General features: G+C 71.9%; 19 protein-coding genes. 11 read left to right on the top strand and 8 right to left on the bottom strand.

The window, feature by feature from the left end; translation table 11 throughout:
• Positions 1–27: 27 nt before the first annotated feature.
• Together VAB18032_RS21010 and VAB18032_RS21005 are read left to right on the top strand one after the other, a co-directional pair.
• On the top strand, positions 28–1,320 hold the full coding sequence (locus VAB18032_RS21010) for a WxL protein peptidoglycan domain-containing protein (RefSeq protein ID WP_013734928.1): 1,293 nt from the start codon (positions 28–30) through the stop codon (positions 1,318–1,320).
• A 49-nt stretch (positions 1,321–1,369) separates the two neighbouring features.
• Positions 1,370–2,017, top strand: a complete 648-nt coding sequence (locus tag VAB18032_RS21005) for an acVLRF1 family peptidyl-tRNA hydrolase (protein ID WP_050814775.1) — start codon at positions 1,370–1,372, stop codon at positions 2,015–2,017.
• A 44-nt stretch (positions 2,018–2,061) separates the two neighbouring features.
• Here VAB18032_RS21005 and ypfJ read toward each other — a convergent pair whose 3' ends face one another.
• Complete coding sequence (gene ypfJ, locus VAB18032_RS21000; protein ID WP_013734926.1) at positions 2,062–2,967, bottom strand: KPN_02809 family neutral zinc metallopeptidase; 906 nt, start codon at positions 2,965–2,967, stop codon at positions 2,062–2,064.
• A 248-nt stretch (positions 2,968–3,215) separates the two neighbouring features.
• On the opposite strand from ypfJ, the gene VAB18032_RS20995 reads away from it, so the two are divergent.
• The 4 genes from VAB18032_RS20995 (at position 3,216) to VAB18032_RS20980 (ending at position 8,205) form a co-directional block, all read left to right on the top strand.
• Positions 3,216–4,820, top strand: a complete 1,605-nt coding sequence (locus VAB18032_RS20995; RefSeq protein ID WP_013734925.1) for an ABC-F family ATP-binding cassette domain-containing protein — start codon at positions 3,216–3,218, stop codon at positions 4,818–4,820.
• A gap of 240 nt (positions 4,821–5,060) precedes the next feature.
• Positions 5,061–5,288 carry a helix-turn-helix domain-containing protein gene (locus VAB18032_RS20990; protein WP_007072022.1) on the top strand — a complete coding sequence of 76 codons (228 nt, stop codon included), beginning with the start codon at positions 5,061–5,063 and terminating at the stop codon, positions 5,286–5,288.
• A gap of 43 nt (positions 5,289–5,331) precedes the next feature.
• Entirely contained in the window at positions 5,332–6,099 is a 768-nt protein-coding gene (locus tag VAB18032_RS20985) for an enoyl-CoA hydratase/isomerase family protein (RefSeq protein WP_013734924.1), read from the top strand.
• A gap of 129 nt (positions 6,100–6,228) precedes the next feature.
• The gene (locus VAB18032_RS20980; RefSeq protein ID WP_043725241.1) at positions 6,229–8,205 is read left to right on the top strand and encodes an ABC transporter ATP-binding protein; all 1,977 of its coding nucleotides are present in this window, start codon (positions 6,229–6,231) and stop codon (positions 8,203–8,205) included.
• 24 nt (positions 8,206–8,229) lie between these two features.
• On the opposite strand, the gene mug is transcribed toward VAB18032_RS20980, so the two are convergent.
• The 6 genes from mug to VAB18032_RS20950 form a co-directional block, all read right to left on the bottom strand.
• Entirely contained in the window at positions 8,230–8,871 is a 642-nt protein-coding gene (mug, locus tag VAB18032_RS20975; RefSeq protein WP_013734922.1) for a G/U mismatch-specific DNA glycosylase, read from the bottom strand.
• Positions 8,868–9,629 (bottom strand): SDR family oxidoreductase, encoded by a 762-nt coding sequence (locus VAB18032_RS20970; protein ID WP_013734921.1) that lies wholly within the window; start codon positions 9,627–9,629, stop codon positions 8,868–8,870. Before VAB18032_RS20970 ends, mug begins: the two co-directional genes overlap by 4 nt.
• An 83-nt stretch (positions 9,630–9,712) precedes the next feature.
• Positions 9,713–10,228, bottom strand: a complete 516-nt coding sequence (locus VAB18032_RS20965) for an SCO6045 C-terminal-like domain-containing protein (RefSeq protein WP_013734920.1) — start codon at positions 10,226–10,228, stop codon at positions 9,713–9,715.
• A complete protein-coding gene (locus VAB18032_RS20960; protein WP_013734919.1) occupies positions 10,225–11,043 on the bottom strand; it encodes an MbnB/TglH/ChrH family RiPP precursor modification enzyme in 819 nt (272 codons plus the stop codon). Before VAB18032_RS20960 ends, VAB18032_RS20965 begins: the two co-directional genes overlap by 4 nt.
• Positions 11,040–11,966 (bottom strand): TIGR04222 domain-containing membrane protein, encoded by a 927-nt coding sequence (locus VAB18032_RS20955; protein WP_013734918.1) that lies wholly within the window; start codon positions 11,964–11,966, stop codon positions 11,040–11,042. The genes VAB18032_RS20960 and VAB18032_RS20955 overlap by 4 nt, the downstream gene beginning before the upstream one ends.
• Before the next feature lie 89 nt (positions 11,967–12,055).
• The gene (locus VAB18032_RS20950) at positions 12,056–12,628 is read right to left on the bottom strand and encodes a TetR/AcrR family transcriptional regulator (protein ID WP_013734917.1); all 573 of its coding nucleotides are present in this window, start codon (positions 12,626–12,628) and stop codon (positions 12,056–12,058) included.
• 153 nt (positions 12,629–12,781) lie between these two features.
• On the opposite strand from VAB18032_RS20950, the gene VAB18032_RS20945 reads away from it, so the two are divergent.
• Positions 12,782–13,426 carry an HAD family hydrolase gene (locus VAB18032_RS20945; protein WP_013734916.1) on the top strand — a complete coding sequence of 215 codons (645 nt, stop codon included), beginning with the start codon at positions 12,782–12,784 and terminating at the stop codon, positions 13,424–13,426.
• Positions 13,427–13,603: 177 nt separating this feature from the next.
• The gene (locus VAB18032_RS20940) at positions 13,604–14,539 is read left to right on the top strand and encodes an RIO1 family regulatory kinase/ATPase domain-containing protein (protein WP_013734915.1); all 936 of its coding nucleotides are present in this window, start codon (positions 13,604–13,606) and stop codon (positions 14,537–14,539) included.
• A gap of 50 nt (positions 14,540–14,589) precedes the next feature.
• Here VAB18032_RS20940 and VAB18032_RS20935 read toward each other — a convergent pair whose 3' ends face one another.
• The gene (locus tag VAB18032_RS20935) at positions 14,590–14,838 is read right to left on the bottom strand and encodes a DUF2630 family protein (protein ID WP_013734914.1); all 249 of its coding nucleotides are present in this window, start codon (positions 14,836–14,838) and stop codon (positions 14,590–14,592) included.
• 452 nt (positions 14,839–15,290) lie between these two features.
• Between VAB18032_RS20935 and VAB18032_RS20930 the strand changes: the two genes are divergently transcribed.
• The 3 genes from VAB18032_RS20930 to VAB18032_RS20920 are packed head-to-tail and all read left to right on the top strand — an operon-like array spanning position 15,291 to position 19,134.
• Entirely contained in the window at positions 15,291–16,628 is a 1,338-nt protein-coding gene (locus VAB18032_RS20930; protein ID WP_013734913.1) for a cytochrome P450, read from the top strand.
• A 5-nt stretch (positions 16,629–16,633) separates the two neighbouring features.
• The gene (locus VAB18032_RS31885; RefSeq protein WP_043725228.1) at positions 16,634–17,527 is read left to right on the top strand and encodes a terpene synthase family protein; all 894 of its coding nucleotides are present in this window, start codon (positions 16,634–16,636) and stop codon (positions 17,525–17,527) included.
• Positions 17,524–19,134: a prenyltransferase/squalene oxidase repeat-containing protein gene (locus VAB18032_RS20920; RefSeq protein ID WP_013734911.1), complete on the top strand. Its 1,611-nt coding sequence runs from the start codon at positions 17,524–17,526 to the stop codon at positions 19,132–19,134. Before VAB18032_RS31885 ends, VAB18032_RS20920 begins: the two co-directional genes overlap by 4 nt.
• Positions 19,135–19,208: the final 74 nt, after the last annotated feature.

Raw genomic sequence — 19,208 nt, 5'->3', positions numbered from 1 at the left:
AAACACACGATCTTCCGGAGCACCGGTATGCCCTCTGCAACGTTCCTGTCCCGGTTCCGACCCGCGCCCGACGCCACGGCGTCCCGGGCGCGTCGGTCCCTTGTCGCGGTCGCGACGCGCATCGGCGTACCGCTCGGCGCGGCGCTGCTCGCACTGAGCATCGCGCCGCCGGCCGCCGCCGCTCCGGCGACCCCGAGCCCGTCCGCGCCGGGCGCCACCGGGAGCAGCGCCGGGCAGCAGGTGGATCGCTTCTCGGTGCAGCCCTCCGGCCCGAAGGGGCCGACCGGACGTAACCACTTCATCTACGACGTGGCTCCCGGCAGCACCCTGTTCGACTACGTCGGGGTGACGAACCTCAGCGACCGGCCGCTGACGTTCCAGGTGTACGCCACGGACGCCTTCACCACCGTGGACGGCGCCTTCTCGCTGCTGCCCGCGAACCAGGAGCCCACGGACGTCGGCTCCTGGACCCGTGTCGAGAAGAAGAGTGTCACCGTCAAGCCGGGCAAGCGGGCGGACATCCGGTTCGAGATCAGCGTGCCCACCAACGCCACCCCGGGCGACCACATCGGCGGGGTGATCGCCGCGGTCCGGCAGACCGGTGTCACCGCCGACGGGCAGCAGGTCCAGATGGACCGACGGGTCGCGGCCCGCGTCTACCTCCGGGTCACCGGCGATGTCGCTCCCGCTCTGACGGTCGAGTCGATGGACATCGAATACCAGACGCCGATCAATCCCTTCGGCCGTACCGACATGGTGGTCACCTACCGGTTGCGCAACAGCGGCAACGTCCGTCTGGGCGGCACCGGCAAAGTGACAGTGAAGGCCCCCTTCGGTTGGAAGCTGGCGCAGAGCGAAGGGCTGGCGCTGCCGGAACTGCTCCCCGGCTCGGTCTTCACCATCACCGAGCGGGTCACCGGTGTACCGCCCGCGGTACGGCTGACCGCCGAGGTGGAGCTGACTCCCGCCATGGCCGACGGCACCGTCCTGTCGTCGGTGCGCACCGACAAGAGCATCTGGGCGATGCCGTGGCTGCTCCTCGCGGCACTGCTGGTGGTCGGCGTCACGGTGTACCTGCGGATCCGTCGCCGCCGGGCCGCAGCCGCACAGGCGAACCCGGGGGAGAAGCCCGCCGCCTCCGATGCCCCTGCGCCCTCTGGTGTGCCTGCACCCTCGGGTGAGGCCGCGGTGTCGACGCCGGCTGCACCCTCGGGTGAGGCCGCCGTGCCGGAGCAGGCGGCGCCGTCGGGTGAGGCGCAGCAGGATCCCGCCGTACCCGCACAGCCGACCGCAGCCACCGATCAGCCCGCAGCCCGGTGAGCGTCGCGGTGGCGGTGGGACGCGTGGGGTGATGCCGTACGGTCGGGGCATGACCAGTCGACCCGCTGCCGGCGGCGGCCGGTGGGTCGAGGTCGACCCGGCCCGCATCGCACGCTGGGTCGCCGGTTTCGCCGACCGGCACGGCCCGCCCACCGTCACCGGCCAGGAGTACGGCCTGCTGCTGGCCGCCCCGGACGGCGCCACCGCCGAGCTGCACCGCCCGCCGGGCGCACCCGCGACGCCCGACCTGGACGCCTTCGTCGGGCAGGCCGTGGCGTCCCGCCGGATCGGGCTGCTGCTGGCCCGTAAGGGCGCGGTGGCCGTCGGCGTCGCCGAGGGGGAGCGGCTGCCGGTGCACAAGGTGGACACCCGTTACGTGCAGGGGCGTACCGCCGCAGGTGGTTGGTCGCAGCAGCGGTTCGCCCGCCGCCGGGACAACCAGGCCAAGGCGGCCCTGGGCGAGGCGGCGGACCTTGCGGTGCGGCTGCTGCTGCCGGAGGCCGGCCGCCTGGCCGCGCTGGTCGTCGGCGGTGACCGACGGACGGTGGACGGGATCCTCGCTGACCGCAGACTGGCCCCGCTGGCCGCGTTGCGCGCCGAGCGGCTGCTCGACGTGCCCGAGCCCCGATACGCGGTGCTCCAGGACGCGGCCACCGCCGCCCGTGCAGTCCGCATCCTCGTCCGCGACCCCGCCTGACCACCCCCGCCTCAGACCGCGCCGCTGCCCGATCGTCCTCCGCCTCAGACCGCGCCGCTGAAGGTGTCGCAGGTGGCCGGGTCGCCGCTTTCGTAGCCCCGGTTGAACCAGCGCTTGCGGTCGGCCGACGAGCCGTGGGTGAACTCGTCCGGGTTCACCGGCCGGTTGGCCCGCTCGGAGATGGCGTCGTCGCCGATCGCCTCGGCGGTGTCGATGGCCTCGGCGATGTCCCGCTCGGTGATGCTGGTGAAGATCTTCTGACCGCGGTCGTCGGCGGTGCCGGTGGCGTTCTTGGCCCACGCGCCCGCGTAGCAGTCGGCCTGCAACTCCAGCCGTACGGACAGTTCGTTGGCCGCGCCCGGGTCGCGCTGCTGGGCGCGGCGGACCTGCTCGTTGGTGCCGAGCAGGTTCTGCACGTGGTGGCCGTACTCGTGGGCCAGCACGTACGGCTGGGCGAACTCGCCGCTGGCACCGAGCTGCTCGGAGAGCACCTCGTAGAACGACAGGTCGATGTAGACAAGCGAGTCGGCCGGGCAGTAGAACGGGCCGACACCGGAGTCGGCCGAGCCGCAGGCGGTGTTGACGGCCCGATCGAAGAAGACCGTACGGGTGGGGCGGTACTGCTCACCGAACGCCTCCGGCAGGGCGGTACGCCAGTACGCCTGGATCGAGTTGACGTACAGGTTGTTGCGGCAGTCCAGGTGCTCCAGCGCGTCCGGGGCCTCCTCGCAACGCTGCTCCAGCGCGGCGTTGTCGCCCTCCTCGCCGGTCATCGCGTTCAGGCCGAGGCCACCACCGACCAGGGCCACCAGCACGGCGATGACGATCCCGACGATGCCGCCCCGCCCGCCACCGATCGGGATGGGGATGCCCATCCCGCCGCCTCCGCCGCTGCCGCGTCGGTCGTCGATCTGGCTGGTGTCGATGCGGGCGTTCTCGTTCAGCTCCATGGTGACCCCGATCGGTCGGTGATCAGTTGAGGGTGGTCGCGGTGCCGGAAACGGAATCCGGTGGGCGATCCGGTACCCGACGATCTTGGTTGATAATCCCCGGTGCCCGGCAACCGGGGCCGAGTACACTTGTCGCCGTGCTGCTCTGCGAAGGCTGAACGCCCCGCGCCGACGGGTCACCACGATCCGCCGGCGCTTTCGTGTGCCCTGAGTCAGCCCTCCGGATCCCGAGAGCGAGTACCCCAAACATGATCACTGCCACCGGCCTGGAACTGCGCGCCGGCGCCCGGATCCTGCTGTCCGACACGACGCTGCGGGTGCAACCCGGCGACCGCATCGGCCTGGTCGGCCGCAACGGCGCCGGCAAGACCACCACACTCAAGGTGCTGGCCGGTGAGGGCCAGCCGTACGCCGGGCAGGTCGACCGGCGCAGCCCCGTCGGCTATCTGCCGCAGGATCCGCGTACCGGCGATCTGGAGGTCACCGGCCGCGACCGGGTGCTCTCCGCCCGCGGCCTGGACGCCCTGATGGCCGGCATGAAGGACCTGGAGGCGAAGCTCGCCGACGGCGGCGACGAGAAGCTGGTCCGCCGCTACGGCGCGCTGGAGGATCAGTTCGCCGCCCTCGGTGGGTACGCCGCCGAGGCCGAGGCGGCGCGGATCTGCGCGAACCTGGGGCTGCCCGATCGGGCTCTGGCCCAGACCATCGGCACCCTCTCCGGCGGTCAGCGCCGCCGCATCGAACTGGCCCGGATCCTGTTCCGGGACGCGGGCGACGACGGCGGCGGCATCCTGCTGCTCGACGAGCCCACCAACCACCTCGACGCCGACTCGATCACCTGGCTGCGTGGCTTCCTGGCCAACCACAAGGGCGGCCTGGTGGTCATCTCCCACGACGGTGACCTGCTGGAGTCGGTGGTCAACAAGGTCTGGTTCCTCGACGCCACCCGGTCCGTGGTCGACGTCTACAACCTGGGCTGGAAGGCGTACCTGGAGGCGCGGGAGACCGACGAGCGGCGTCGCCGCCGGGAGCGGGCCAACGCCGAGAAGAAGGCCGGCGCGCTGATGGCCCAGGCGGACAAGATGCGGGCCAAGGCCACCAAGACCGTCGCCGCGCAGAACATGGCCCGCCGGGCCGAGCGGCTGATGTCCGGCCTGGAGGAGGTACGCGTCTCCGACAAGGTGGCCAAGGTGCGTTTCCCCGCACCGGCCCCCTGCGGCAAGACCCCGCTGACCGCGACCGGCCTGTCCAAGTCGTACGGCTCGTTGGAGATCTTCACCGACGTCAACGTGGCGGTGGACCGGGGTTCCCGGGTGGCCATCCTCGGGCTCAACGGTGCCGGCAAGACGACGCTGCTGCGGATGCTCGGTGGTCTGCTGGAGCCGGACACCGGCGAGGTGCACCCCGGGCACGGGCTGCGACTGGGCTACTACGCCCAGGAACACGAAACGCTTGACGTGCAGCGGACCGTGCTGGAGAACATGCGGGCCGCGGCGATCGAACAGACCGACACCGAACTGCGCAAGATCCTCGGTGCGTTTCTCTTCTCCGGCGAGGACGTGGACAAGCCCGCCGGGGTGCTCTCCGGTGGGGAGAAAACCCGGCTGGCCCTGGCCACGCTCGTGTGTTCCGGTGCGAATGTGCTGCTGCTCGACGAGCCGACCAACAACCTGGACCCGGTCAGTCGGGAGCAGGTTCTCGACGCCATCGCCCGCTATCCCGGCGCGATCGTCCTGGTCACCCACGACCCCGGCGCGGTACTCGCCCTCAAACCCGACCGCGCCATCCTGCTGCCCGACGGCGACGAGGACGCCTGGAGCGACGACCTCCTCGAACTCGTCGAACTCGCCTGACCCACCCATTCCCACCCACCTGTTGATCAAGAAATTTGGGTCTGAAATCGCCTTCGGATCAGACGAAAAGCTCTTGATCAACGGGGCGGCCGGTGGGGTGGGGTGGGTTACCTATCGGGAAGCTGACATTGCATAGCGTGTCGGTTGGCGAATAGTTGATATCTGGCGCATGATCGTTCGAGACGGTCTAATAGGTGGGACCGTATCCGAACCGCACAGTCTGGGACGTGAGGACACAGCATGGCAGCCACGGGCACAGCCACCAGCACTGAGAAGGGTCGCCGGATCGTCGGAGCCGAGCGCCAGACGCTCGCCAAGGACCTGGTCAAGCGGTACACCGGGGGAGAGAGCATTCGTGCCCTCGCGGCCTCAACCGGCCGTTCCTACGGGTTCATCCACCGGGTACTCACCGAGTCCGGAGTGCAGCTGCGGCAGCGCGGCGGCGCGCGACGGCGTAAGAAGGCATGACGCGCCGGTTGACGGCGCCCATCGCCGTGACCCGGGCCGCCCGGTGACCACCGAGGCGACCGGGGTCCGGCTGGACTGCGACGGGCCGGTGGCCACAGTCACCCTGTGCCGGCCCGACGTGCTCAACGCGCAGACCCCGGCGATGTGGCGCGCGCTGAGCGAATTCTCCCGGGCCCTGCCCGGCGACGTACGCGTCGTGATCCTCCGTGGTGAGGGGCGCGCGTTCTCGGCCGGACTGGACCTGTCGGTCGCGGGTGCCTCCGGCCCGGATTCCTTCGCCGATCTGGCCGCCCTCCCCGAGTCGGAGTGCGCCGACCGGATCGCGGTCTACCAGTCCGCGTTCACCTGGCTGCACCGGCCGGACATCATCTCCATCGCCGCCGTGCAGGGCCACGCGATCGGTGCCGGCTTCCAACTCGCGCTCGCCTGCGACCTGCGGGTGCTGGCCACCGACGCCAAGCTGTCCATGGCCGAGGCGACGATCGGGCTGGTGCCGGACCTGGCCGGCACCAAGCGCCTGGTCGAACTGGTCGGCTACGCCCGGGCGCTGGAGATCTGCGCCACCGGCCGGCGGATGGACGCCGCCGAGGCGGACCGCATCGGGCTGGCCACAGTCGTCGTGCCCAACGCCGAGCTCGACGACACGGTACGGGATCTCGCCGCGGGTCTGCTCGCCAACAACCGCAACGCGGTCGTGGAGATCAAGGCGCTGCTCACCGGTGCTGCCGGGCGCAGCCATGCCGAGCAGCAGCGGGCCGAGCGGGAGGCGCAGACCCGGCGGCTGCGCGATCTCACGGGGCGCGGAGAATAGTAAGGACCGATCGGGAAGGTCCGGGTTACGTACGAGGTTGTCGTAGTCATCGGGAGAATCGACCCGACGGCAGTTTGACGTGCCGGCTCGAATGACGTGACGACCCCGGAGGTGGCGGTGTCCAACCACATGGCCGCTGGCGGCATGGGCGGTTGGGGCATGCTCCGGTCGATGCGCAGCCGTGACGAGATCTCCACCCACCGGCTCCAGCGCGGCGTGGCCGGGCGGATCGTGGCCTTCGCCCAGCCCTACCGGCGCGACATCGTCGTGTTCCTGCTGACGGTGGTCATCGCGGCGGTGATCGGCGTGGCCACCCCGCTGCTCGCCGGCGACGTGATCGACGCCATCACCCAGGGCGGTCCCGACGGCGGGTCGGTGGTGACCCGGCTGGCGCTGTTCATCGCCGGGCTGGCCGTCGCCGACGCGCTGCTCTCGCTGGCGCAGCGGTGGTATTCGGCGCGCATCGGCGAAGGCATCATCCTCGACCTGCGTACCCGGGTCTACGACCACGTGCAGCGGATGCCGTTGCAGTTCTTCACCCGCACCCAGACCGGTGCGCTGGTCAGCCGGCTCAACAACGACGTGCTGGGGGCCCAGCGGGCCTTCACCTCCACGCTGTCCGGCGTGGTCAGCAACGTGATCCAGCTGCTGCTCACCGCCGCGGTGATGTTCACCCTGTCCTGGCAGATCACCGCGTTGTCGCTGGTGCTGCTGCCGGTGTTCATCATCCCGGCCCGGCGGGTCGGGCGGCGGCTGGCCGAGATCACCCGAGAGTCGTACAACCTCGACGCCAAGATGAACGCGACAATGACCGAACGGTTCGGGGTCGCGGGCGCGTTGCTGGTCAAGCTCTTCGGCCGCCCGGACGCGGAGGCCGACCGGTTCGCCCGCCGCGCCGAGCGGGTCCGCGACATCGGCATCCAGTCGGCGATGTACTCGCGGACCTTCTTCGTGGCGATGATGCTGGTGGCCTCCCTGGCCCAGGCGCTCACCTACGGTCTCGGTGGTTGGCTGGCGGTCCGTGGTGACGTCAGCGCCGGCACCGTGGTCACCCTGGCGTTGCTGCTCACCCGGCTCTACGGTCCGCTCACCGCGCTGAGCAACGTCCGGGTGGACGTGATGAGCGCGCTCGTCTCCTTCGACCGGGTCTTCGAGGTGCTCGACCTGAAGCCGGCGATCACCGAGCGGCCCGGCGCGGTACCGGTGCCCAAGGGCACGGGCACGGTGGAGTTCCGCGACGTGCGGTTCCGCTACCCGAGCGCCGCGGAGATCTCGCTGGCCTCCCTCGAAGAGGTCGCCACGCTGGACCGTACGATCAACGAGCCGGTGCTCAAGGGCGTGTCGTTCAAGGTCGAGCCGGGTCAGATGGTGGCGTTGGTCGGCCCCTCCGGTGCCGGCAAGTCCACCCTGTCCATGCTGATCTCGCGCATCTACGACGTCACCGACGGGCAGGTGCTGGTCGGTGGGGTGGACGTACGGGACGCCACGCTCGCGTCGCTGCGCGACGAGATCGGCGTGGTCACCCAGGACTCCCACCTGTTCCACGAGACCATCGCGGAGAACCTGCGCTACGCCAAGCCCGACGCCACCGACGACGAGCTGTGGGCCGCGCTGGCCGGTGCGCAGGTCGCCGACCTGGTCCGGTCCCTGCCCGACGGGCTGGAGACGACCGTGGGTGAGCGCGGTTACCGCTTCTCCGGCGGCGAGAAGCAGCGCATCGCCATCGCCCGGTTGCTGCTCAAGGCGCCGTCGATCGTCATCCTCGACGAGGCCACCGCACACCTGGACTCCGAGAGCGAGGCGGCGGTGCAGCGGGCGCTGTCGGTGGCGCTGACCGGGCGTACCGCGCTGGTGATCGCGCACCGGCTCTCCACCGTGCGGGACGCGGACCAGATCCTCGTCCTCGACGGGGGCCGGATCGTCGAGCGGGGCCGTCACGAGGAACTGGTCGCCGTCGGCGGCCTCTACGCCGAGCTGTACCGCACCCAGTTCGCGGTGGCGGACTCGCCCAGCCCGTACGCCGACGCCGCGCACCCGGAACCGGTAGTCATCCCCACCCGCGAGTACGTCGCCGACGAGGCCCTGCCGCCCGCCGCCGCCAACTGACACGCGGGCTACCTGACCCGCGGGCTACCCGCCGGCGGGCTGTCTGCCGGTGGCCTCGCGGAGGGCGGCGAACGCCGCCGCGAGGGTTTCCGGCGTGTAGTGCGCGTTCAGACCGCTCGGATTGGGCAACACCCAGAGCTGGGCGGCGGCCAGCGGCTCAGGCTGCCGACCGAAGGTCGCCTTCGGTCGGGCGAACCCCACCCGGTACGCGGTCACCCCGACCACCGCCACCCAGCGCGGCCGGTAGCGGGCGACCTTGCCGGTCAACTCCCGCGCACCGGCCACCAGTTCGGCGGCGGTCAGCTCGTCGGCCCGGGCGCTGGCCCGGGCGACGATGTTGGTGATGCCCAGCCCGAGTTCGGGCAGGCTGTCCTGCTCACTGGGGTGCAGCAGACGCGGGGTGAAGCCGCTGCGGTGCAGCGCCGGCCAGAACCGGTTGCCCGGGCGGGCGAAGTGCCAACCGGTGGCCGCCGACCACAGCCCCGGGTTGATGCCCACGAACAGCACGTCCAGCCCGGTGCCGATGACATCCGGCAACGTCCTGTCGACGGCCGCGGCCAGGTCTTCGCGGCTGGGACGTGGATGCGGGCGGGGTGTCAACGCCGCACCCGACCCGGTGCCGCGTCGGGCCTTGCGGTGCTGCTCGGCGGGCGGTTCGACGGTCACAGGCCGCGCAGCGCGCCACCGTCGACCGGGAGGGTGATCCCGGTGAGGTAGCTCGCGGCAGGGGAGAGCACGAACGCGGCGACCCGCCCGAACTCTGCCGGCTCGCCGATGCGCCGCAGCGGGATGCCCGCCTCCGCCTCGGCCTGGGCCTGTTCCGGGTCGCCGCTGGCGGCGAAGAGTTCCCGGTTGCGATCGGTGAGGATGCGTCCCGGCAGCAGTCCGACCACCCGTACGCCGCGAGGGCCGTACTCGTCGGCGACGTCCTTGGCCACCCCGGCCAGCCCTGGCCGCAGGCCGTTGGAGATGCCCAGACCGGGCACCGGCGCACGGGCCGAGGTGGACAGCACCAGCGCGATCGCGCCGCCGTCGGGCAGCGCCGCGGCGACCGTCCGCACCATCCGTACGCTGCCCAGGAAGACCGTCTCGAAGGCGTGCCGCCACTGCTCGTCGTCGACCGAGGCGGCGCTGCCCGGCGTCGGCCCGCCCACCGAGACCAGGGCCCCGTCGAGCCGGCCGAAGTGCTGCTGCGCCGTCTCCACCAGCCGGCCGGGGGTGGCCGGGTCGGCAAGGTCGGCGGCGATGCCGACGGCCCGGTCCGGCCCGCCGAGGGCCGCGGTGGCGGCGGCCACCTCGTCGGCGCGTCGCGCCGAGAGCACCACCCGGGCACCGTCGGCCACCAGACACTGCGCGGTGGCGTAGCCGAGGCCACGGGAGGCGCCGGTGAGCACGTACACCCGGTCGGTCAGTCCCAGATCCATACCGCCGATCCTGCCGCAGCGCGCCCGCGCCGAGCGACCGGGGGTTGCGTCCGGGTGCGCTGCGGCAGGCGGTGTCGGCGCTGCTACCGGGCGGTGCGAAGCAGGCGTACCCGACCGGCGAGTTGCACGGCGACGGCCGCGCCGGCCCGGCCGACGGCGGGCCACCGGCGGCGGCGCGGTGCCGCGTCCCCGTCGTAGCGGTAGGCCGCCTCGCGGACGGCCAGTTCCTCGGCGCCGAGCGCCGGCAGCGCGTGGCGGGCGTGCAACGCGCGGGCCAGGTCCCAGCCGTCACGGAGCCCGCCGAGGGTGGGTCGATCCGCCGCCCACTCGGTGAAGGTCGCCGGCCAGTGCGGGGCGAGCCCTGCGGCCAACAGCGGCCAGTGGCGTGCCACCTCACCGGCCCGCTTGCGCAGCAACGCGGCCCGGGCAGCGACCAACGGGGCCGGCGCGAAGCCCGGCGGTGGCGGCCCGCCGGCCACCAGCGCCGCGACGAGTTCCGCCTGCCGTGCGGCAAGCGATCCGGACGGTGGCCGGCGGCTGTCGGGTGTGGCCGGGCGGTGGCCGGTGGGATCCGTGCCGTCGACGGGCGGGGCGCTCATGTGACCAGCGGGAAGCCGGTGGCGGCGGCCACGGCATCCAACTCGGCACGGAGCTCGGGGGCGGGTGGGTAGCGCCCGTCGCGTTCCAGCAGCACCGCCGGTGGGCGGTGCCGCGCGCACAGCTCGGTGAGCAGGTCCAGCACCGCCGGGGACACCGGATCGGTGTGTGTGTCGTGGTAGAAGCCACCCTGCTCGGCGCCGCCGGCCACGTGCAGGTACGCCACCCGTTCCAGGGGGAGGCGGTCCAGCAGGGCGAGCGGGTCGGTGCCCCGGTTGACGGCGTTGGCGTGCACGTTGGCGATGTCGAGCAGCAGCAGCGCGTCGGTGCGGGCCAGGATCTCGCTGAGGAACGCCGCCTCGTCGAGTTCGTCGTCGGGCCAGTCGAACAGCGCCGCGATCGGCTCCAACGCGATCGGCACCGGCAGTTCGGCCTGGGCCCGCGCGACGTTGGCGCAGACCGCGTCTACCGCCTCACGGGTACGCGGCAGCGGCAGCAGGTGCCCCGCCTCCAGCCCGCCGGCCCGGACGAAGGCGATGTGCTCGCTGACCAGTGGCGCGGCCAGCAGTTCGGCGACCGCCGCCAGGTGGGCCACCCGGGCCGGTTCGACCGGCTCGGCCCCGCCGAGGGAGAGCCGCACCCCGTGCGGTACGACGGTCACGCCGCGCTGTCGCAACTCGACAAGCGCGTCAGGCGGCGGACCGGTGGTGGGCACCGACTCGGCGATCACCTCGACGAAGCGCAGGCCGGGCAGTTCGGCGACGAACCCGGCGATCTCGGGTCGCCAGCCGATGCCCACCCCGTGCGGGCCGGTCATCCGCCACACCCACCGCCGCCGCAGCCACCACCACCGCCGTCACCGCTGCCACAGCCGCTCGCGCCGGCGGTGCTGCCTCCGCCGCAGCTGCCGCCCACCGTGCCTCCGCCGCCCGTCACCGCCTCACGCTGGATTTCGGCCTGCTGGGCGAAGGTCGGGTCCAGCGCCCAGAGCGAGGCGGTGCCGTAGAGCGCGACGGCCATGGCGGCTCCGGTGGCTCCGTAGACGGCGTACGCAGGGTTCGAGGCGGGCGCGAGGTGGCGGTTGCGTTGCCGCAGGCTGCGCAACGCGGCGTCGGCGGCCCTCGTCCGGCGGGGCACCCGGACGAACAGCACCGTGGTCAGCACCGCCAGCGCGCCGACGATGAACACGAGGTACCACACCGGACGGTCGTTGGCGATGCCGGCGACGATCCGTGCCACGCCGAGCGCCACCATCGCGGCCAGCAGCAGGGCGCCCAGCCGCAGCGCCGCCCGGCGTTCCGGGGTGACCAGCAGGTCGTGGCGGGACAGACCGTCGCGCAGTTGGTCGAGTGCTCGGGTCACCCATTCGGTACGCCGCAGTTGCCGGGCGGAGCAGCGCTGGCTGGCCGCGTAGTGCACGGCCTGGTCGAGTGGAGTGGCACCGGTCGACAGCGGGCCGTCGGCGGTGAGCTCGCCGCCAGGGCCTACGCCGAGCACGCCCTGGCTGCGCAGGCTGCTGACCGAGGACCAGACGGCCCGGTCCTCCCCGCCGGTGAGGTAGGCGACCTGCTGCGGGCCGAGTTGGTCGGCGGGCGGCGCGGAGCGGCCGGTCAGCGTACGCCGACGGAAGATCAGCACGCCGACGATGAGCACGACGGTGGCCAGCAGGTAGATGATCAGAAAGGTGCGACTGGGAACGCCCCAGGTGTCGAAATCGAAGTCTGCCGCGGGCTCGATCATGGCCAGCTCCTGTCGGGCGAGGGGACGCGCTTCATTGTGCGGCGACGATGCCAGCGATCGATGGTGGCCGAGGCGGGGTTACCTCGTCGTTACTTGCGGCGTACCGCTTCCTCGACCAGGTCGAGCACCGGACCGAGGTCACCGGCCGGTCGTCCCATCGCCAGGTGCAGCACCAACCCGTCGTAGGCGAGTTCGAGGAAGCGGGCCAGCACGTCGATCGGGATGTCCTCGCGGAGTACGCCGGCGTCGCGCTGGCGGGCCAGCCGCTCCCGGGTCGCCTCGGCGATGGCCGCGGACCGTTCCGCCCAGCGCTTGGCGAAAGCCGGGTCGGTACGCAACCGCCGGGACACCTCCAGTTGGCTTCCCAGCCAGCCGGTGGTGTCCGGGGAGACCGCCCGGGCGAGCAGGTCGCGCATCACCTGCACCAGACCGTTACGGGCGACCGTCTCCACCATGGTCGCCGCGTCGTCCTCGGCGACGGCGAGGAACAACGAGTCCTTGTCGCGGAAGTGGTGGAAGATGGCGCCTCGGGATAGCCGGGTCGCCTCCTCGAGGCGGCGTACGGTGGCGCCCTCGTAGCCGTGCCGGGCGAAACAGGCCCGCGCGGCGGCGAGAATCTCCTGTCGGCGGGCGTCGAGCTGATCCTGACTTACTCTGGGCACATCCTGATCGTCCCAGCCCACCAGGGGTTATGCAAACCGTACGTACGGCTTGGTACATCTGTCGAACAGGAACCCGAATCATGCCCCGGTCCGTCATCAGCGCGTAACGTCCGGCCCTGTCGGGCGGGTACCCGATTACCGTAGGGTTCCCGAGTGCCGCTGCTCCTGCTGGACCTGGACAACACCCTGCTCGACCGGGCCGGGCCGTTCCGCACCTGGGCAGAGCGCTTCCTCGACGGCATCGGCGCACCCCCGGCCGACATCGACTGGCTGCTGTCCATCGACGCCGACGGCCTCACCGACCGCTGGGACGTCGCGGACGCCATCCGGGACCGCTACCGGCTGCGCATCCCCTCCATCGACCTGGTCGAGGAGTTGCACGACGGGGTCGTCGAGTTCACCCGACTCGATCCGTTGGTCGCCTGCGCGTTGCGGATCGCCGACGGCGCGGGCTGGATGCCGGTGGTGGTGAGCAACGGGGCGGTACGCCAGCAGGACGCCAAGATCCGGCGTACCGGCCTGGACCGGTACGTGGCGGACTGGGTGATCTCGGAGGAGGCCGGGGTCAGCAAGCCCAACCCGCGGATCTTCGCCCTGGCCGCCCAGCGGGTGCGGATGCCGCTGCGTGGTGCCTGGGTGATCGGGGACGGCCCCGAGGCGGACATCGGTGGCGCGACCGCCGTCGGCCTGCCCAGCATCTGGCTGCACCGGGGGCGGCGCTGGACGGACGCCCGTTTCGCCCCGACCGTCACCGTCGACACGGTGATCGCCGCGGTCGCCGCCGTCATGGACGCGTGAGACCAGCCGACGGCCGGTGACGAGAAAAGCGATTGACGCTGCCCCAGGGGCGCAGCGAGCATGGTCCGCGCATCGTGCACCCGGGCGCTCGCCCGGTCGAGGAGAGGGGGTCGGTCATGGCCGTCTTCGCAGGTCACTTCCTGCCTCCAGTCACCTCGACCAAGGGATACCAGCATCGTGCGCGATCACGATTTCTCGGCGCGAGAGCGCCACACCCGCGGCAAACGCCGCTTCGATGACGACGAACCACAGTTCCTGAAGCGCGGGCGGGCGCGCGGCCCGGTGCCGGCCGACCCCTCCGACGAACCCGACCCGGACACCGGCGCCGTCTGGTCCTCCTGGGACGACGCCGTACACGGTCCGCAGCCTCATCCGGCCTGGCTGGTCACCGACCTGGCCGCGAAGGACACCGAGCTGGGGGTGCTCAAGACCGGCAAGGAGGCGGACGTCCACCTGGTCCGCCGGGCCGTCCCCGACAGTGACCGTTCCTGCGTGCTGGCGGCCAAGCGCTACCGCGATCCCCGGCACCGCCTCTTCCACCGCGACGCCGGATACCTGGAGGGACGCCGGGTCCGCCGGTCCCGGGAGATGCGTGCGATGACCGGTCGGACGGCGTTCGGCCGCCAGATGATCGCCGGGCAGTGGGCGGCGGCCGAGTTCGCCGCGTTGGCCCGGCTCTGGGAGATCGGCGAGCGGTACGGGACGGTGGCGGTGCCGTACCCGGTGCAGTTGCGGGACACCGAACTGATGCTGGAGTTCCTCGGCGATCCGGACACCGGACAGGCCGCCCCTCGGCTGGCCGAACTGCGGCCGGCCGGAGCCGAGCTACGCGGGTTGTGGGAGCAACTGGTCGAGGCCCTGATGGTCCTGGCCCGGGCCGGGTACGCGCACGGCGACCTGTCGCCGTACAACCTGCTGGTGCACGCCGGGCGGCTGGTGCTGATCGATCTGCCACAGGTGGTGGACGTGGTGGCGAACCCGCAGGGGCGCGACTTCCTGGCCCGTGACGTCCGGGTCGTCAGCACCTGGTTCGCGGCCCGTGGCCTGCCGGCGAGCCTCGCCGAACCGGCCGCGCTCACCGGACTGCTGGCGCGCGAGGCGGGCCTGCGCTGACGGCCGGCTCCGGGTGGCGGCATCGGCAACCACCCGGAGCCGGTCCATCGCTACTGGAGGTACCGCTCGACCTCCGACACCGGTCGGGCACCCTGCGCCTCCGGGTCGCCGTGTGCCTGCCGCGCCGCACGGCGGCGGCGGAGCAGGTCCCAGCACTGGTCGAGGGACGCCTCCAGCTCACGGAGCCGGGTGCGTGCCTCGTCGTCGGTGCCCGCCTCGGTGGCCTGCGCGTCGGCGCGCAACCGGTGCTCCTCGTCGACCAGTTCGGAGATCCGGCTCAGGATGGTCTTGTCGTCCATCTCCTGAGCGTGGCACAGCGAGCCGGGCCACGCCTGGATTCTCCGGCGGTCAGCCGTGGCGAGGCGGGCCGGGCGGTGCCGATGACTTACATGCCGGACATGAAATAGATCACCCGGTCCGGGCCTGAACCCACAGCCATCGATCGGTGCCTGGCCGTGGTCGCTGCCCCACGAAGGCCCTGCTGAGCTGGGCGGACACGGTCGGGTCGCGCGCCGGGTCGGCCGGCGGCGTCAGATCGGACCGGCCGGTGCCCGCCGGACGACGCTAAATCGGTTGTGGACAGCGGGAATGTCGACCATGAAGATTTCTCAGCACGCGACTAGTGACGGATGCCATATCGATGTCATGCTCATCGCAACCGTGGCATTTCGAAGAGTAACCCACACCCCGGGGGTCTGTGCGAGTGGGAACACACCACGTGACGACTGTCCAAACCCGACGAGCCGGATCCGTGCCGCTGCGGCACGTGTTGCCAGGCCTGCTACGGGATCCGGCCCGCGCCCTGGTGGAGTGTGGTGAGCGGTCCGGTGGCGACATCGTGAAGCTCAACCTCGGCTCCTTCCGGCCCTTCCTCATCACCCACCCCGAACACCTCCAGCGCGTGCTGCGGGAAAAGGCCGAAAACTACGTCCGGGCCGGTGACGGGCTCCAGTGGCGGCCGCTCAAGCGGCTTTTCGGCGACGGCATCCTCAGCGACGGTGAACACTGGACGAACAGTCGACAGATCCTCCAGCCGTTGTTCACCGCCCGGCGCATCGACGGGCTGGTCGACCGCCTCGCCGTGGCGATCGAGGAGTCGATCGACGAGCTGGCCGAACCGGCACGATCCGGCCAGCCGGTGGACATGGGCAAGGTCCAGGCCCAGGTGGTCTGCTCAGCGATCATGCGGGTCTTCTTCGCGGACAAGATCTCGGTGCCGGACGCGATGCGGATCATGGAGGCGCAGGACGCCATCGCCTGGTCGGTGATGCCCCGGATCCTGGTGCCCTGGGCGCCGCTGGCCGCACCGATGCCCGGTGACCGCACGTTCCGCCGCGCCGTGCAACTCATCGACGACCTGCTGCTGCCGACCGTCCGGGCCGTGCGGGACACCGCCGACGAGGACGGCGACGACATCATCTCCACCCTGTGGCGAGGGCGCACCGAGGACGGTGGTCGGCTGACCGAACGTCAGGTGCGCAACGACACCGTGGCGATGGTGGCCACCACCACCGAGACCACGATCAGCGTGCTCACCTGGCTCTGGCCGCACCTGGAGCAGAACCCGGACATCGCCACCCGGCTCTACGAGGAACTCGACCGGGTCGTCGGCGACCAGCCGGTACGCGGACAGCACCTGCGCGAGCTGCGCTACACCCGGCAGGTGCTCGACGAACTGCTGCGGCTCTACCCGATCGGCTGGCTCTTCCCCCGGCTGGCGGTGCAGGAGGACGTCATCGGCGGGGTCCGGATCCCGGCCGGCTCCACCCTGGTGGTCAGTCCGCTGATCACTCACCGGATGACGCAGTTCTGGGACCGACCCGAGGTCTTCGACCCGGACCGGTTCCAGCCCGAGCTGGTCCGCGGTCGCCCCAAGTACGCACACTTCCCGTTCGGCGGCGGCCCGCACCAGTGCATCGGGATGCACCTGTTCTACCTGGAGGCGACCCTGATCGTCGCCACCCTGCTCAGCCGGTACCGGTTCCGGATGAGCCGCCCGAGCATCCCCGGGATCAAGGTGGCCGCCGCGCTGCGTCCGATGGACCGGGTCGAGGTCACCCTGCGGCCGGTGGCGGGTGTCGCGGCGTGACCCCGTTGACCGAGACGCCGCCGAGCATCGGCGGCGACCAGATGAGCGTGGCCGCGGAACAGGGACGCATCTGCGCCCTGGCCGCCAAGGGTCAGCGGGACCTGGCGAAGGTCGCCGCCGCCTACCCCGAACTGTTTCCCGCCAAGCCGTTCGACGCGACCCTGTTCGGCAACGTGGCCATGGCCATCGCCTTCGGCGCACCCTGGTGTGACGTCGCCCAGCTGCGGCTGACCAACCGGGCGGTGCTGTGGGGGTTCGCCGTCGACTGGCTGGTGGACCACGAGGCCCGCGCACGCGACGAGATCGACCGGCTGACCGCCCGCTGCCTCGCGGTGGCCGACGGCGCCACGCCGGAGCCCGGCGACGCCCTCGGCGGCTTCCTCGCCGAACTGCGCGACGAACTGGCCACCGTGCCGGCCTTCGCCGCCCATCGGGACCGCTGGCGGGAGGAGACCCGCAAGGTGCTCGCCGCCATGGCCCGGGAGTGGGACTGGAAGCAGAATCCCGACCAGCTGCCCAGCTTCGAGGAGTACCTCGACAACGCCGACAATCTGGCCTGCACGGTGGTCAACGTCGTGCACTGGATCCACACGGCCGATCCGGCGACCCTCACGCATCTGGACGCGATGCTCGCCGCCAGCGACCGGGTGCAGCGGATTCTGCGGCTCGTCAACGACCTCGGCACGTACGAGCGCGACCTGCGCTGGGGAGACCTGAACGCCCTGCTGCTCGTGCCGCGTACCGAGGTCGAGCAGCGCATCGCCGAACTGGTGGCGCAGGCCCGCCAGCTGCTGGACGGGCTGCGCGAGAACTGTCCGGTGCAGGCGGACTACCTGGCCCGGCAGATCGGCTTCAGCAGCGGCTTCTACCGTTCCACCGACTTCTGGGGGGTGCCGTGACGGCACCGACGCTCACCCTCGGCGCGGTCGCGGCGCCCGGGCTGACCGATGCGGTCGGTGACCTGCTGGCACAGCTGGAACAGCATCCGTACGGGCAGGTCAGCACCTCGGTGTACGAGACGGCTCGGCTGGTCGCCGACGCGCCGTGGGTGGACGGACACGCGCCGCGGCTGGCGTACCTGCTCGCCGAGCAGGGTGCCGACGGCAGTTGGGGCCCGGCCGGCGGGTACGCCCTGGTCCCGACGGCGAGTGCGGTGCAGGCGCTGCTCGCCAGCCTCGTCCGGGCTGATCCGCCCGACCCGGCCGGGCCGGGCCGGAGCGAGGTCGTCGCGGCGGCCACCCGAGGGCTGGCGGCACTGGTCCGGTGCCTGGGAGACGACGCGGCCGTGCCGGACACCCCGGCCGCCGACCTGATCGTCCCGGCCCTGGTGGCGCGCATCGAGGCGCACCTGACCGAGTTGGCCGGCGCGCCGACGCTGACCGACGCACCCGGTGCGCTGCCCGGGGTCGACAGGCGTCGGGTGGACGCGGTGAACGCGCTGCTGACCAGCGGTCGGCCGGTGCCCAGCAAGCTCTGGCACGCGTACGAGGTGCTCGGCCCGGCCGCCGCCACCCGCGACGACGTCGCCCCGGTCGACGGCGCGGTGGGTGCCTCGCCCGCCGCGACCGCCGTGTGGCTGGGCCATCGGCGCACCGACGACCCGGCGGCCCGGAGGTACCTCGACGCCGTGGTGGCCCGGCAGGGTGGCCCGGTGCCGTGCTGCACACCGATCACCGTCTTCGAACGGTCCTGGACGCTCGCCACGCTGGCCCGGGTGGGTCTGCCGGTCGACCCGGGCGCGCGACTGCTGGCCGAGCTGGCCGCCGCGCTCGGTCCGGACGGGGCGGCCACCGGGCCGGGCCTGCCCGCCGACGCCGACACCACCTCGACCGTCCTGTACGCCCTCGCCCGGCTGGGCCGCCCGGTGGACCCGGTCAGCCTGCTCCACTACGACCTGGGCAGTCACTTCTGCACCTGGCGCGGTGAGGACGGGCAGTCGGTCACCACGAACGCGCACGTGCTGGAGGCGCTGGGCTGGCACGCCCGACACGGCGCCGACAGGTACACCGCCCGGGTGGCGTCGTTGGCCGGCTGGCTGCGCGACGTGCAGGGACCGGACGGCCTGTGGACGGACCGCTGGCACGCCTCGCCGTACTACGCCACCTGCTGTGCGGTGTCGGCGCTGGCCGGACACGCACCACCGGAGGTGGCCGACACGGCGATCGACCGTGCGGTGGAGCGTATCCTGGCCGACCAACGCGACGACGGCGGTTGGGGGCGGTGGTCCAGCACGGCGGAGGAGACCGCGTACGCGGTGCAGATCCTGCTGGGCAGCGGCCGGCCGATCCGGCCGGCGGTGACCGCGGCGGTGTGCCGGGCGGTCGGGCACCTGCGAGCCGACCGATCCGACTACCCTCCTCTGTGGCACGACAAGGATCTGTACGCGCCTATTCTCATTGTCCGGGCAGCGGTCATCGCGGCGCGAAAACTGGTCCTTGCCGTGGCACCGACGATTAACCAGGCTTTGTCGACGACGACACCTGAAGCCGGGCGGAGCAGGGCATGATCACCAGCGCTTGAGTTGGCGCGGTGACGCTGTTAGCGTGCGCCGGGGTCGATGTGCGTGACGCGCTGCTGACC

Source organism: Micromonospora maris AB-18-032 (assembly GCF_000204155.1).
In the GTDB taxonomy this organism is placed as follows: Bacteria; Actinomycetota; Actinomycetes; order Mycobacteriales; family Micromonosporaceae; genus Micromonospora; species Micromonospora gifhornensis.
Note: the sequence above shows the minus strand (reverse complement) of the source record. Positions and strands in the feature narration are given on the sequence as shown.